Genomic DNA, 14,363 nt, shown 5'->3' with positions numbered 1-14,363 from the left:
TTTAGAAGGGCCATAATTTTTTGAGGCCCTTCTTTTTTTGTTCCGGCGGAATGTATTCCACCGTCTCCAGGGCCTCGCGGGTAAAATTGTTTTCCACCGCTCCGGAGCATTCCACAGTGCCCGGTAATTCTCCCGCTGTAAGCATCATGTTCTGGAATTTTTGCATGGATTTTTCATCTATCAGCGGTGTTTCCGGCCATATTTTTTCCCGTAGATACCTGTTAACGGCGGAATTCATTATGGCGGGGTCAATATGTTTAAATTCCGGGGCCATATCCTTTGCGATCACTTCCGAGTGATATTTCATCCATAACAGGGCTTTATAGATGCCGTTTGTAAAGCGCTGAATTTTTTCTGGGTGTTTAGTGATATGTTTACTGTCGGTCACGTAGACCAGTGCGGGTATCCTTTCCCCGGCCAGCGAGGCTATTACTCTGGCCGTACCTTCCAGTTCCAGGCTGGAAACCAGCGGTTCGGATGCTTGCAGGTAGGTGCTGCATTCCGCCTTAAAGGCACCTTTGCGAAGGTCGTCCGGGATATTATAAAAAACGGTTACGTTACGGTAAGGTGCCAGTTCATTTCTGCGCAGTATCGTTTCCAGCAGTATTCCGGCTGTGCTTTCCGGGGGGGCACCAATAATGGTTTTGTTTTTTAGATCTTTCCAGTTAAAGTCCGGGATACTTTCCCGGGCCATTATAAAGGAAGGCTCTCCGGCAGTTAATGCAGCAAAGGCTACCAGGTCGGCATTCCGGTACCGGTTATATAAAAAACCGGCCAGTTCCATTGTTATTATATCTGCTTTTCCTCTGGCCAGGGTTTCTTGGGGTGTCTCCTTTCCGGAGTAAGTTTTTATCTTTACATCAGCCAGGTATTCTTTAAAAAATCCTTTTTTTAGGGCCAGGTAATGGGGTATCATGTCCAGCGATAGCCCGGGTTGGGCCACGGTTATTTTAATGGCCCTGGGTTCAGGGGTTAGCAATCTTTTTTTTATTTCCAGTCCTCCCGCACCTAAAAATAAAGCAAGTAACAAGAATATTATTACTTTTTTCTTGAGCAAAAAAACCGGCCCCCTTTAGATTAATCCGTAATATATTTATTTTTTAGGCAATATTTTCATGCCATATGAATAAATTAGGTATAAATATGTCCAGCTGGCATATTATGGATATAAAAGTAAGGGGGTTAAGTGATGTTTAAAAGGTTTACCTTTTTATACTGGTCACGTCCGGAATTGCGGGGTTCCCGGCAAATTCAAATGTCCGCCGTGGCGGTAGGCCTGATATGGGCGGTAATGGTGACCTTGTTTTGCGGCGTAATTTTGGCACTATGGGTAACGTTCTCCGAACAGCCCCGGTATCACCTTTCCGGTATATTGGGGGTATGTATGCTGGCGGGGGCGCTATTGGGCGGCGGTACTGGCGGGTTATCCGCACGCAAGCAGGGGTGGTTACACGGTGGCACCGTTGGTTTAATTTATGGCCTCCTGTTTTTGGTCATGGTGGGTGTTGGAAGCCTGGAGGTCCTGCAGAATCCTTTAATCTGGGTTCGCCTGCTCCTTTTGATCCTGGCCGGGGCCCTGGGGGGAATTGTGGGAGTGAATTTACCGGTCAAAGGATTTGGCACGTTAAGGCGTATGGGAAGATAAAGTTAAAAAATTCTGGAGCAAGGTTTATTCATAGCAAAGGAGAGAACCGGGTTTTGACGGTGGTTCTCTCCTTGAGTTTTTTCACTGGCAGGGGCTGTTACGGCTGGCCATTGTCATTACCGGGTTTATCGTTTATTTTTCCGATTTCAAAATTAAATTCCGGTTTCGGTGACGGGTAGCCAAAGATAAAAACTGGCTGCCTTTCTTCTGGCTTGCCCAAGCGGCTGTGCTTTATTCCATATGCGAAATATACTGCCAGCCCCAGTACTATCCATATCACAAATCTGATCCAGGTTACGGTGGGCAGGTTTACGGCAAGGTAAATAACAGCCGCGGTGGAAAGCAGTGGAAAATATGGAATCCAAGGCAATTTAAAAGGTCTGTCGAGATCCGGCCTTGTTTTTCTAAGTATTACCACTCCAATGGAAACCGCTGCCAACGCTGAAAGCGTTCCGATATTTGCCATCTGGGCAAGGACTCCTACCGGCAAAAAAGCTCCGATGACACTTACGGCGATTCCAACGATTAAAGTATCAAGATAAGGAGTTTTGTATTTATTATGAAGTTTAGAAAAGAACGGTGGCAGTAGTCCATCCCTGGACATGGCGAAAAATATCCTGCTTTGGGCGAAAATCGTTGCTAGAAGGACGCTTGTCAAACCAGCCAGTGCCCCAACCGAGATAAATGCCGTTGCCCACCTTATGCCCGCTGCTAAAAGAGCGGCGGTAATTGGCGAAGGGGTGTTCAATCGCGTATAGGAAAGCATACCCGTCAAAATACCTGCCACGAGGACATATAATGTCGTTGATATTGCCAAAGAGGCAATAATACCCCTTGGTAAATCCCGTTTCGGCCTTTTAACTTCTTCGGCTGCGGTAGCAACGGCATCGAACCCGATATAGGCAAAGAAGATAATTGCTGCGCCGTGGATTATACCTGAAACTCCAAAGGGCATGAAGGGAACCCAGTTACCGGGGTCTATGTGGAATAGCCCCAGGGCGATAAAAAGAACTATAACTGCCAGCTTGGCAGCCACGACGATTTTTGTAGCTCCGGCGCTGTGCTTTGTCCCCCGGATTGCCACCCAGGTAATTAAAAGTACAATTATAATGGCCGGTATATTTATTATCCCGCCGGTAAAGGGAGATGAAGTAATTGCTTTAGGCAGTATAATACCCATGGACTTTAAAAGATCTACAAAATATGAGGCCCAGCCAATGGCAACTGCACCGGCGGCAACGAGATATTCCAGGATAAGGTTCCAGCCAATGAGCCAGGCCACCAATTCCCCCATAGAGACATAAGTATAGGTATAGGCGCTTCCCGCCACCGGTACCATTCCCGCAAGCTCTGCATAGGCAAGGGCTGCCAGACCGGCTACAATTCCCGAGATGATAAAGGAAATTACAACGGCGGGCCCGGCGTATCTTGCCGCCGCCACACCGGTCAGAACGAAGATACCGGTACCTATAATGGCTCCAATTCCCAGTGCGGTCAGGTCAAATACACCCATGGTTCTGGCGAGGGTATTTTTGTTGTTATCATCTCTTGCTTCTTTTATTATATTTTTTATTGATTTGGTGCGTAAAAGTGTTTTCCATTCCATATTAAAATGAACAACTCCATTTTTTATGGTACTTATTAGTTTTTTTAAATTTAAAACTATTATTCAATAGATTTATAACCCAAAGCGCGAAAGTTGACAGCTTGGGGGGAAGGCTTTAATATATTAGATAGATTTTAGGCAGGTCGCAATTAGAAAGGCAGTGAAGGAGAGGGTGCAGGTTCACCGGGCCCCAGAGAGGGAATCCCCGGGCTGCAAGGTTTCCCGCCCGGTTCCTGTACATGTCGCTCCGGAGCCGCCGGGCTGAAAGTTTCAGTAGGTCCGGCCGGGTTAGCCCGTTACAGCCCTTGAGGGTCGGCGAATATATTTTTGCCGAAAGTAAGGTGGTACCGCGGGCTCCTCCGTCCTTGCACGGGAGGAGTTTATTTTTTGTATGGAAAGGAGTGAACTTAATTGCCGGCATTTAACATGCCCAAAACCTATAACCCCAAAGAAGTGGAGGCGAAATGGTATGACTGCTGGGAGAAAAATAAGTATTTTCGCTCAAAGGTTGACCCCAACCGGGAACCCTTTTGTATAGTAATGCCCCCTCCCAATGTTACCGGGCAATTGCATATGGGACATGCACTGGACAACACTCTCCAGGATATTTTGACTCGCTGGAGACGTATGCAGGGGTATAATGCCCTGTGGCTTCCCGGTACCGACCACGCGGGTATAGCCACCCAGGCCAAGGTGGAAGAGCAGCTGGCCAAAGAGGGCATCAGCAGGTACGACCTCGGGCGGGAAAAGTTTCTCCAGCGGGTCTGGGAATGGAAAGAAAAATACGGCGGGCGCATTACCACCCAACTCCGCCGCCTGGGCTCGTCCTGTGATTGGGACCGTGAGCGCTTTACCATGGATGAGGGGTGTTCCAGGGCCGTTTTGGAAGTGTTTGTTCGCCTGTACGAGCAAGGTCTCATTTACCGTGATTATTATATTGTAAACTGGTGCTGTCACTGCCGGACTACCATTAGCGATATAGAAGTGGAACACATTGAAAGGCCGGGACACTTGTATTACATTAAATATCCGGTGAAGGGAAGCGAAAACGACTTCGTGCCCATTGCCACCACCCGGCCGGAAACCATGCTGGGGGACGTGGCGGTGGCGGTACACCCCGATGACGGGCGCTACAAGCACTTGGTGGGGAAAACCCTTATTTTGCCTCTTGTGGGGAGGGAAATCCCTGTTATAGCTGATGAGTACGTGGATCCGGAATTCGGTACCGGTGCGGTGAAGATAACCCCTGCCCACGACCCCAATGACTTCGAGATCGGGAAAAGACATAATCTGCCCGAAATAATAGTAATCGACAAGGATGCCAAGATGACCGGAGAAGCCGGGCCCAAGTACGAGGGAATGGACCGCTGGGAATGCCGCAAACAGGTGGTTAAGGACCTGGAGGCCCGGAATTTGCTCATAAAAATAGAGGACCACAATCATGCCGTGGGACACTGTTACAGGTGTAACAACGTTATTGAGCCCATGTTATCCAAACAATGGTTTGTGCGCATGAAGCCCCTGGCCGAGCCCGCCATAAAGGCCGTCAAGGAAGGGCGCATAAGGTTTATACCTGAAAGGTTTACCCGTATATATTTGAACTGGATGGAAAATATACGGGATTGGTGTATCAGCCGCCAGCTATGGTGGGGACACCGCATTCCGGTGTGGTATTGTAATGAATGCGGTGAGACCATAGCTTCCCGCGAGCCGGTTAAGGAGTGCAGTGCCTGTGGCTCGGATAATCTGAAGCAGGATCCCGATGTTCTGGATACCTGGTTCAGCTCAGCCCTCTGGCCCTTCAGCACCCTCGGGTGGCCGGAAAAAACAATGGACCTGGCCTATTACTACCCCACTTCGGTACTGGTTACCGGAAGGGATATCATCTTTTTCTGGGTGGCCAGAATGATTTTCAGCGGTCTGGCCCACATGAATGACGTGCCCTTCAAAGAAGTATTCATTCACGGGCTGGTGCTAGATGCACTGGGAAGAAAAATGAGCAAATCCCTGGGTAACGGGGTGGATCCCATTGAGGTTATAGAAAGTCACGGTGCGGACAGCCTCCGGTTTATGCTGGTGACCGGAAATACTCCCGGAAATGACCTGCGCTTCCACTTTGAGCGCCTGGACGGGGCCAGAAATTTTGCCAACAAAATCTGGAATGCCTCCCGGTTTGCCCTCATGAATTTACAAGATTACGACCCGAATTACGTCCCGGACAAGGAAAGTTATACCCTGGCTGACCGGTGGATTTTGAGCCGCTACCAGCAGGTTGTAAGTGATGTAACCGGGAATTTGGAAAAATATGAGCTGGGCGAGGCGGCCCGCGTACTATATGAGTTTATCTGGAGCGAGGTTTGTGATTGGTATATTGAACTTGTAAAACCCCGCCTGTACGGAAAAACCACCCCTAAAGACAGGAAAACCGCCCAGTATGTACTTGCTTCGGTGCTACGGGGTACCATGGAACTTTTACACCCCTTCATGCCCTTCATTACCGAGGAAATCTGGCAGCGCCTGCCCCACAGGGGAGAGACCATTATGCTGGCCCAGTGGCCCTGTTATGACGAAGGTTTACGGGATACCGCGGCTGAGGAAAAAATGAACTCTATCATGGATGTTACCAGGGGCATAAGGCAAATAAGAAGTGAAATGAACGTACCGCCGGGCAGGAAGGCGGAGGCCCTTGTGGTTTCTGCTTCAGCTGAAATCAGGGAGGCTCTGGAGGAAGGCCGGGATTATATTGAAGGCCTTGCAAATGCCGAGCTCAAGATTTATTCTTCCCTGGATGAAAAGCCGGAGCAGGCGGCAGCGGCCGTGGCCAGGGGCGTGGATATATACGTTCCCTTAAAAGGTTTAATTGATATTGATAAGGAAATAGCCCGCTTGAAAAAGGAATTGTCTGCCGTGGAGAAGGACCTGGCCAGGGTACAGAAAAAACTTGGCAATGAAGCCTTTTTGACCAAGGCTCCCGCCGAGATTGTGGAGAAGGAAAGGTGTAAAGAGGTCGAGCTCTCCGGCAAGGCCGAGACCTTGAAAGAACGCCTGGCCATGTTTGGCGCGATGCAATAAACAAGGCCCGGGAAGTGTAACCCGGGTCTGAAACTTCTACTCGAACTTCCATATCCCGGCCACCTGTCTCAACTCTTCGGCAGTATTGGCCAGTTCCTGGGCTACGGCGGAAGTTTCTTCTGAGCTGGCAGCCGCTTCCTGGGCCACGGCAGAGATGGATTGAGTGGCGGTAAGCATAGATGAGGTTGTTTCGGCTTGATTTTCCACGGTGATAGCAATATCTTCCACCATTTTGGTTGTTTTCTCCAGTAGTTGCATAATGGAAGCAAATTCTTGTCCGGCTGATTGGGACAGTTCCACTTCCTCATTGACGAAGGAAACCGTTTCTTTTACGGCATCCCGGATATCCGAGGTAAGCTGGGCTACTTCCTGGGTTGCCTTTTCCGATTCATCGGCCAGTTTTCTAATTTCTTCCGCCACCACCGTAAATCCCCTGCCGTGTTCCCCTGCCCGGGCGGCCTCAATGGCAGCGTTCAAGGCCAACAGATTTGTTTGGGAGGCAATATTTTGAATGACGGTTAGAAAATGGTCTATTTGTTGAACGCTTTGGGTCAGAGAAGATATCTTTTGGTCTATGCTACGCATACTTTCGGAGAGCCGGCTTATGATTTCTCCCCCTTGCCGGGCCCTTGCGTCGGTGTCACGGGCCAGCTCCGCAGCGTGTTTTGCCTGCCGGGCGGCGTGTTGGGCAGAGTTGGTCAGGCTTTCTATGGAAGTTAAAAGCTGCTGAACCTGGTTGGCCTGATTCTGACTGCCGCTGCTCACCTGTTCGGTTCCCGAGATTATTTGCTCCGATGCCCGGTCCAGGGTAGCACTGGTATCTCGTACAAGGGCAAACCACTTGTGCACTCCCTTAAGAACCTTATTAACGTTTACAACCAACTGGTGAAAGTCACCCCACCGGTAGTTTCGCTTCAGGATTTTACCGGTAAGGTCTCCCTGGATAGCTTTATCGGTGCAATCCAGAAGCTGCTGCATACCGATTCTTACCGGCGCCAGGGCGAAATAAGAAACACAGGTGCAAATGGCAATTCCAATTAAGGCCCCGGTAATCAATCCCGAGAAAGAATAATTGCCCAGCCGCCACCCGGCTATGATAGTGCAGGCAGTGAAGATGTTTATGGTGGAGATAAATGTAATAAGTAAATTTATAAAACGGTTCATAAAACTTCTAAAACCTCCGTATAGCAAAATGTAGTAAAAATGTTCGGTAAAATTTTAAATATTCCTGCAAGTGTCAAGAAACTTATCCGCCATTGACGGTGTCCGGTTCTTGGTGCCAGTAGGATTTTACCCGAATGATGTAGAATAACAAAATTTAGTGTTCCTAATAAAGAAATTAAGTTTATACGGTCTATCGGGGGGAGAAGATTTTGAATTTTGAAGAGGCAATGAGCTATTTGCAAAACCTGACAAAATTCGGTATGAATTTCGGGCTGGGCCGGATAACGGAACTTATGCGCCGCTTGGGCAACCCCCAGGATAAGCTTAATATAGTACATGTGGGAGGAACTAACGGAAAAGGTTCTACGGGTGCCATGCTGGCATCGGTCCTGGCGGCCGCCGGGTATCGTGCGGGCATTTTTACTTCACCCCATCTACATTGTTATACGGAAAGATACCGGATAAACGGAAAAAATATTGCCCGTGAAGATGTAGCGGCCTATATAGATAGGTTGCGCCCCCACCTGGACGCCATGGTTAAAGAAGGCTTTGAGCACCCCACCGAGTTTGAAGTCAGCACGGCCATGGCCTTTTGTTATTTTTACGAGCAGCAGGTGGACCTGCTGGTACTGGAAGTAGGTTTAGGAGGCGCTATTGATTCCACCAATGTAATTAAGAAACCGCTGGTTTCGGTTATAACTAATGTGACTATGGACCATATGGATTATCTCGGGAGAACGGTTGCGGAAATAGCCCGGGTGAAGGCCGGGATTATCAAAAAAGGGGTGCCGGTGGTAACCGCCTCCCGAAATCCCGAAGTACTGGGGATAATCCGGGAAACCTGTGCCCGGTGTAATGCGCCCTTAATAGAGGTCGGCCGGGATGTTACCTGGGAGGGGACCGGGGAAATATCCTTAAAGGGGCAGCAGCTTAATGTACGGGGGCGGTGCGGGGAGTACAAGGATTTGTGGCTTCCCCTGCTTGGGCGGCACCAGCTGGAAAATGCAGCTACGGCGGTGGCCGTTTTAGAGCTGCTGGGTGAGAGGGGCTACATCATTACCCGTGATGCCCTCCGGGAAGGTTTCAAATCCACCCGGTGGCCGGCCCGGCTTGAGATAGTGCGGGAAGAGCCCCTGGTACTAATTGATGCCGCCCACAATTACGAGGGGGCCAGGAGTCTTCGTCGAGCCCTGGACGACTACTTCCCCTCGAGACAAGTTGTTTTAGTGATGGGTATGCTGGGTGACAAGGAGCGGGGCCGGGTGGCGGCGGAGCTGGCTCCCCGGGCCCGCATGGCTGTTGTCACCAGGCCCAACAGCCCCCGGGCCGGCGACTGGCAGCAGCTGGCCGAAGAAATTCGGCCTCTGGTTTCCGAGGTCCGGGTGGCGGAGGAAATAAAAGAGGCGGTACGCCAGGGACTTGAAGCCGCCGGCCCCGGTGACGTGGTTTGTATTACCGGCTCTTTTTACATGGTGGCCGAGGCCAGGGAACACCTGGTGTCCAACCTCGAATGGTAAAGATACCTGCCGATTACCTAACGCATAAATTTTTACGGGCTAGACATCGCTATTCGGAAGAACTATAATTTTAGAATAAAATTTGTGAAATTCCGGGGTGATCATTTGTTAAAGGATATAGCAATACTTTTTACCAGTCTCGGTATTATACTTGTAGGCGCTGCCTTTTTTACCAACAGTGTGGAGTGGCTGGGCAAAAAGCTTAATCTTACCGAGGGGGCCGTGGGCAGTATCTTTGCCGCTGTGGGCACTGCCATGCCTGAAACCCTTATTCCCCTAACGGCCATACTGCTGGGCACCGGGGAGGCCGCCCATGAGATAGGAATTGGCGCCATACTGGGCGCCCCTTTTATGTTAGGTACCCTGGCTATGTTCCTAGTGGGAGCCTCAATTTTTTTATTTCGCAGCCGGCGGGCCGTCAATTTTCCGCGCATTGAGCCGGACCCGGCGGTGATCAAAAGAGATCTGGGGTTTTTTATAGTTGTTTACACCCTGGCCATCGGCGCTGCATTTATGCCCGGATGGCTCAAGTGGGGCGTGGCGCTAGTGCTGGTGGTGGCATATATAATTTTTGCTTATAAAACACTGACCAGCGGAGAGGAATTTGGGGAGGAACACCAGCTGGATCCCCTTTACCTGGCCAGGAAAAAAGAAGAACCCCCTGCTTTCATGGTGATATTTCAGCTGTTACTTGCCTTTGCTGCCATGGTAATAGGGGCCGGGTTTTTTGTCCATGCCGTGGAAGATTTGTCCATGATATTGGGTGTACCGGCCTTTATAATGTCACTGTTAATAGCTCCAGTGGCCACGGAAATGCCCGAAAAATTCAATTCTATTATTTGGATTTCCCAAAATAAGGATACGGTTGCCCTGGGGAACATAACCGGGGCCATGGTGTTCCAGAGCTCGGTAATCCCGGCGGTGGGTATATTGCTAACGCCCTGGGAGCTCACCCTGGCTGCTAAAATAAGTGCCGGCCTGGCCTTGGCGGCATCTATTATGGTATATTTTTTCATTCACTATAGAAATTACCTGGATGGAAGGATTTTAATGGTAACCGGGGGCCTTTTTTACGGCCTTTTCGTAGCAACGGTGCTAAAAGGAATTGTTCGCTGAAGGGGTAAATGGCGTGCTTGCCTATTCATGTTGATCTAAAATTTGGGATATAGCTTGTCACAAGTTAGTGGAAGTGATAGACTGTTAAAAGGTATTACCGTATTTGTGTCGCCTGTGGAGGGCATTATATCTTTTAAAATGGGTGTGGGAAAAAATAATGAGTAGATCTTCCAAAAGCCCGTGGGTACTTTTATTGCTTTTACTCGCCGGGGCGATGGCGGGTAGTGCTGTTGCCCAATCTTTATCCATGTTACCGTATATAAATACTTCTGCCTCCTTTGGAATAAATCCTCCGGTAGTGCTGGACCTGCATTTTGCCACGGTTACCTTTGGTTTTAATATTACCCTTGGCCCGCTGACCGCCCTGGGCATGGTACTGGGATTATTAATTTACCGCCGCATTTGATGGCAGGAGGTTAGCAGTGACAAAAATTATTTTGGCTTCTTCATCACCCCGCAGACAAGAGCTGTTAAGACAGCTTGCCATTCCTTTTACTGTACGGGCCGTTCCTGTTGATGAGAATATTGAAAGGGATATGCCTCCCGGACTATTGGTGGAAAATCTGGCTCTACGCAAAGCCAGGGCAGTGGCGGGGGAGCTGGAGGAAGGGCTGGTTATCGGCTCAGATACGGTGGTAGTCCTGGATAACAGAGTGCTGGGGAAACCCAGGAGCCGGAAAGAGGCCCTGCAAATGTTAGAGAACTTACGGGGTAGAGTACACAAGGTATATACGGGACTGGCTTTAGTAGATGCCGGATCCGGCAGGTCCGTCACCGCTCATGAATGCACGAAGGTACATTTTCGAAAGTCTGCCCGGCATGAGCTTGAGGCTTACGTGGATAGCGGTGAGCCCATGGATAAGGCCGGTGCCTATGGTATTCAGGGATTGGGAGCGGTTTTTGTCAGTGGGATTAAAGGTTGTTATTACAATGTGGTGGGCCTTCCCGTGGCAAAATTGGTGGAGATGCTGGGCGAATTCGGAGTAGATGTGACCGGCTTCTGGAAACGTAGACCCTGAAGGGTGTGACCGGTGCTCCCCCTGCGCTCATGTTAGAGCCGCCCAGGCTACTTGGAGGTCTTTAATGAAAAAATCCCGAACTTATCACGGTACAATTAAAGAAATGCCCAGTGAGCTCAGGCCCAGGGAGCGCCTGCTGAAAGAAGGCGCCGGGGCCCTTTCGGATATTGAGCTGTTGGCCATTATGCTTCGTACCGGGACGTCGGATATGAGTGCCATAGACCTGGCCACACTGCTGTTGAGCAAATATGAAAACTTACGCAATTTGCTCCAGGTTTCAATGGAAGAACTTAGTTCAATTAAGGGTATAGGTTTAGCCAAGGCCGCCCAGATACGGGCCGCGCTGGAATTGGGGCGAAGGGTAGCCATGGCGGTGGCCGGTGAGCGGAAATCCATCAGGTCGCCGGAAGATGCTGCGGCGCTGGTTATGGAGGATATGCGTTACCTGGACAGGGAACATTTTGTAGCACTGTTGTTAAATGTAAAAAACCAGGTGATAGCTAGGGAATTGATATCTATTGGAACATTGAATACGTCGTCGGTGCATCCCCGGGAGTTATTTAAGCCTGCCATACGCCGGAGTGCGGCTTCGGTCATACTGGTTCACAATCATCCCAGCGGCGACCCGGAGCCCAGCAGGGAGGACCTTGAGGTTACGGGCCGGCTGGTGGAGGCCGGTAAAATTTTAGGTATTGAGATTTTGGATCACCTTATTATTGGTGATAATAAATTTATCAGCTTAAAGGAAAAGGGATTCGTTTAGATATTGCCAGTGGATTATTTTAGCTAAGGAAGGGGCCGCGAAATGCGTTTCGGTCTGTTTTCCAAAGATATGGGTATAGACCTGGGAACTGCCAATTCCCTGGTTTATGTGAAAGGTAAAGGAATAGTGCTGCGTGAGCCGTCAGTGGTGGCTATACAAAGGGACAACGGTCAAGTTTTGGCCGTGGGGGAAGAAGCCAAGCAAATGATAGGGCGCACCCCCGGAAATATAGTGGCTATTCGCCCCATGAGAGACGGTGTAATTGCTGATTTCGATGTTACCCAGAGTATGATAAAATACTTTATAAGTAAGGCCTTAAGGGGCAGAACTTTCTTAATACGCCCCCGCGTTGTGGTTTCTGTTCCCTCAGGGGTAACCGCCGTTGAGGAGCGGGCAGTGCGGGAAGCGGCTTTGCAGGCCGGCGCCAGGGAGGCCTATCTCATTGAGGAGCCAATGGCTGCCGCCATAGGGGCGGGGCTGCCGGTACATGAACCTACCGGCAACATGATCGTTGATATCGGCGGTGGTACCACCGAGGTGGCTGTTATTTCCCTGGGCGGGATAGTAATCAGCCGCTCCATACGTATTGCCGGAGATGAAATGGATGAGGCTATAATCCAGCACGTTAAAAAGACTTATAATTTAATGATTGGGGAGCGCACTGCGGAAGAAATAAAGATAGAAATTGGAACTGCCTACAGGGATGCAACTCTGGAGAATTTCGAGGTGAGGGGGCGTGACCTTGTCAGTGGTTTGCCCAAGACCGTGGAAGTAACCGCTGAAGAAATATATAATGCCCTTTCCGAGCCGGTGTCCAGTATCCTTGAGACCATTAAAGGTACTTTGGAACATACCCCGCCGGAATTGGCGGCGGATATAATGGATAGAGGTATAGTGATGGCTGGAGGAGGTTCTTTGCTACGGGGACTGGACAGGCTGGTTAGCGAGCAAACCGGAATGCCGGTTCATCTTGCCGATGATCCGCTGCTTTCCGTTGCCTATGGGACCGGGAGGGTATTGGAGAATATAGATGTATTGCGTAAGGTGCTAATTCAGCCCAAAAAGTTGGCTTAAATAAAGGTGTGTGTTGGCTTTGCCCCGTTTTCTGCAGGGTAAAAATATTTTTCTAATAATTGTTTTAGTGTTATCGGTATTAGCTACCATACAATATGCCGGAAGCACGAGGGAGCAACTTACTCCCGTGGAAAGAATTCTGCGGGATGGTTTTGCTCCTGTTTATCATTTAATGACCGATGCCGGGGAAAGGATCAGGAACTGGGTTTTATACCCGTTTTCCCTGGCGGGAGTCGTCAGGGAAAACGAACAGTTAAAAGAAAAGGTACAGCGCTTGGAAGCCCAGTTACGAACAATGGAGGAACTAAAACAGGAAAATAAAAGGCTCAAGCGCCTTTTAAACTGGCAGCAAAAAGAGGGAAAGCGATATACCTCCGTTGTGGCCTCCGTAATTGCCCGCAATCCCGATAACTGGTTTGGAACGCTGGTAGTAAACAGGGGTAAAGAGGACGGTATAAAGCCCAATATGACAGTAGTTGCCCCGGCGGGATTGGTAGGAAGGATTCTCAATGTTTCCGAGACCACCTCGGAGGTTCTGTTAATTACCGACCCCCGTAGTGGAGTGGGAGCCCTGATCCAGAAAACAAGGGCTCCTGGTATAGTTGAAGGATTTGGTTTCGGTTCTGCTTATTTGCGCATGAATCATATACCCGGCAACCTGGCGGTGGCCAGGGGAGAAACTGTTATGACGTCGGGGCAGGGAAGTATATACCCCAAGGGGATAGCCATCGGCGTGGTGGTGGATGTTAAAAAGGAAGCTTCCGGGCTTTTTAAAGTGGCTACAATTAAGCCCTTTGTAGACTTTAATCGATTAGAAGAAGTGTTAATTATAAAAGATGAGCTGTAGGAGGTTATATTTTTGCGTTTTTTAACTTTTGCGGGCCTTGTAGTACTGGTCTTGGTGGCACAGGTAACCCTGACGAATTTTATTCAGGTTTGGGGTATAAGGCCGGATTTGATAATGATTTTGATAATAATAAATGGCTTCCTCCGTGGTATTCGGGAGGGGGCTTTTTTGGGTTTTATGGCCGGTTTATTGAAAGATGTGGTAACCGGCAATTTTTTGGGGGTTGGTGCCCTGTCAGGCTTGGTGGCGGGGTGTGCCGCAGGGTATGCCGAATCCAGGTTGTTTAAAGAAAATCTTATTATTGTAATGGGACTTATTTGGTTCATTTCATTTTTGGGACAGCTGGTGTCATATATATTGTTATCCATGGCCGGCCTGGGGCTGTCCCCGCTTATTGCCCTGTTTAAGGTTATAATACCGGTTTCTACTTATAATGCGCTGCTGGGGATTGTTTTTTACCGCTGGTATTACCGTTCGGTACAACGGGGTTTGCTCAGTTGAAAAGTAAAATCGTTAGCCCCGGGTAGTTGGGAAAAATTC

13 protein-coding genes and 1 other annotated feature are annotated in these 14,363 nt (G+C 49.4%); of the genes, 10 read left to right on the top strand and 3 right to left on the bottom strand.

Annotated features, from left to right (window positions below; genetic code table 11):
• Nucleotide 1: 1 nt before the first annotated feature.
• Nucleotides 2-1,057 carry an ABC transporter substrate-binding protein gene (locus ACX4JR_RS12700; protein ID WP_476058405.1) on the bottom strand — a complete coding sequence of 352 codons (1,056 nt, stop codon included), beginning with the start codon at nt 1,055-1,057 and terminating at the stop codon, nt 2-4.
• Nucleotides 1,058-1,189: 132 nt separating this feature from the next.
• Between ACX4JR_RS12700 and ACX4JR_RS12695 the strand changes: the two genes are divergently transcribed.
• The gene (locus ACX4JR_RS12695; protein WP_476058404.1) at nt 1,190-1,645 is read left to right on the top strand and encodes a TIGR04086 family membrane protein; all 456 of its coding nucleotides are present in this window, start codon (nt 1,190-1,192) and stop codon (nt 1,643-1,645) included.
• A 97-nt stretch (nt 1,646-1,742) separates the two neighbouring features.
• Here the strand turns inward: ACX4JR_RS12695 and ACX4JR_RS12690 are convergent, their stop codons facing one another.
• Nucleotides 1,743-3,251 (bottom strand): amino acid permease, encoded by a 1,509-nt coding sequence (locus ACX4JR_RS12690; protein WP_476058403.1) that lies wholly within the window; start codon nt 3,249-3,251, stop codon nt 1,743-1,745.
• A 151-nt stretch (nt 3,252-3,402) separates the two neighbouring features.
• Nucleotides 3,403-3,621, top strand: a binding site (T-box leader).
• A gap of 56 nt (nt 3,622-3,677) precedes the next feature.
• Here ACX4JR_RS12690 and ACX4JR_RS12685 point away from each other — a divergent pair.
• A complete protein-coding gene (locus ACX4JR_RS12685) occupies nt 3,678-6,323 on the top strand; it encodes a valine--tRNA ligase (RefSeq protein ID WP_476060558.1) in 2,646 nt (881 codons plus the stop codon).
• Between the two features lie 36 nt (nt 6,324-6,359).
• Here ACX4JR_RS12685 and ACX4JR_RS12680 read toward each other — a convergent pair whose 3' ends face one another.
• A complete protein-coding gene (locus ACX4JR_RS12680; protein ID WP_476058402.1) occupies nt 6,360-7,487 on the bottom strand; it encodes a methyl-accepting chemotaxis protein in 1,128 nt (375 codons plus the stop codon).
• A gap of 209 nt (nt 7,488-7,696) precedes the next feature.
• Here ACX4JR_RS12680 and ACX4JR_RS12675 point away from each other — a divergent pair, with 209 nt between their 5' ends.
• The 8 genes from ACX4JR_RS12675 to mreD all read left to right on the top strand — a co-directional run bounded on the left by ACX4JR_RS12675 (nt 7,697) and on the right by mreD (nt 14,324).
• Nucleotides 7,697-9,004, top strand: a complete 1,308-nt coding sequence (locus ACX4JR_RS12675; protein WP_476058401.1) for a bifunctional folylpolyglutamate synthase/dihydrofolate synthase — start codon at nt 7,697-7,699, stop codon at nt 9,002-9,004.
• A gap of 105 nt (nt 9,005-9,109) precedes the next feature.
• Complete coding sequence (locus tag ACX4JR_RS12670) at nt 9,110-10,120, top strand: sodium:calcium antiporter (protein ID WP_476058400.1); 1,011 nt, start codon at nt 9,110-9,112, stop codon at nt 10,118-10,120.
• Nucleotides 10,121-10,277: 157 nt separating this feature from the next.
• Nucleotides 10,278-10,526, top strand: coding sequence for a DUF4321 domain-containing protein (locus ACX4JR_RS12665; RefSeq protein ID WP_476058399.1), 249 nt, complete (start codon nt 10,278-10,280; stop codon nt 10,524-10,526).
• 16 nt (nt 10,527-10,542) lie between these two features.
• Nucleotides 10,543-11,139 carry a Maf family protein gene (locus tag ACX4JR_RS12660; protein ID WP_476058398.1) on the top strand — a complete coding sequence of 199 codons (597 nt, stop codon included), beginning with the start codon at nt 10,543-10,545 and terminating at the stop codon, nt 11,137-11,139.
• Between the two features lie 64 nt (nt 11,140-11,203).
• On the top strand, nt 11,204-11,902 hold the full coding sequence (radC, locus tag ACX4JR_RS12655) for a RadC family protein (protein ID WP_476058397.1): 699 nt from the start codon (nt 11,204-11,206) through the stop codon (nt 11,900-11,902).
• A 42-nt stretch (nt 11,903-11,944) separates the two neighbouring features.
• Nucleotides 11,945-12,976, top strand: a complete 1,032-nt coding sequence (locus ACX4JR_RS12650) for a rod shape-determining protein (protein ID WP_476058396.1) — start codon at nt 11,945-11,947, stop codon at nt 12,974-12,976.
• A 67-nt stretch (nt 12,977-13,043) separates the two neighbouring features.
• Complete coding sequence (gene mreC / locus ACX4JR_RS12645) at nt 13,044-13,823, top strand: rod shape-determining protein MreC (protein ID WP_476058395.1); 780 nt, start codon at nt 13,044-13,046, stop codon at nt 13,821-13,823.
• Nucleotides 13,824-13,835: 12 nt separating this feature from the next.
• On the top strand, nt 13,836-14,324 hold the full coding sequence (mreD, locus tag ACX4JR_RS12640) for a rod shape-determining protein MreD (RefSeq protein WP_476058394.1): 489 nt from the start codon (nt 13,836-13,838) through the stop codon (nt 14,322-14,324).
• Nucleotides 14,325-14,363 lie beyond the last annotated feature (39 nt).

It is taken from the genome of Desulfofundulus sp. JL263-se, from assembly GCF_056316025.1.
This window is presented reverse-complemented; position numbering and strand designations above follow the sequence as displayed.

What these genes read in the sequence shown, in the direction of transcription:
- ACX4JR_RS12695 (WP_476058404.1), top strand. Translation starts at nt 1,190, where the DNA reads ATGTTTAAAAGGTTTACCTTTTTATACTGGTCACGTCCGGAATTGCGG.
- ACX4JR_RS12690 (WP_476058403.1), bottom strand. Translation starts at nt 3,251, where the DNA reads ATGGAATGGAAAACACTTTTACGCACCAAATCAATAAAAAATATAATA.
- ACX4JR_RS12685 (WP_476060558.1), top strand. Translation starts at nt 3,678, where the DNA reads ATGCCCAAAACCTATAACCCCAAAGAAGTGGAGGCGAAATGGTATGAC.
- ACX4JR_RS12680 (WP_476058402.1), bottom strand. Translation starts at nt 7,487, where the DNA reads ATGAACCGTTTTATAAATTTACTTATTACATTTATCTCCACCATAAAC.
- ACX4JR_RS12665 (WP_476058399.1), top strand. Translation starts at nt 10,278, where the DNA reads ATGAGTAGATCTTCCAAAAGCCCGTGGGTACTTTTATTGCTTTTACTC.
- radC (WP_476058397.1), top strand. Translation starts at nt 11,204, where the DNA reads ATGAAAAAATCCCGAACTTATCACGGTACAATTAAAGAAATGCCCAGT.
- ACX4JR_RS12650 (WP_476058396.1), top strand. Translation starts at nt 11,945, where the DNA reads ATGCGTTTCGGTCTGTTTTCCAAAGATATGGGTATAGACCTGGGAACT.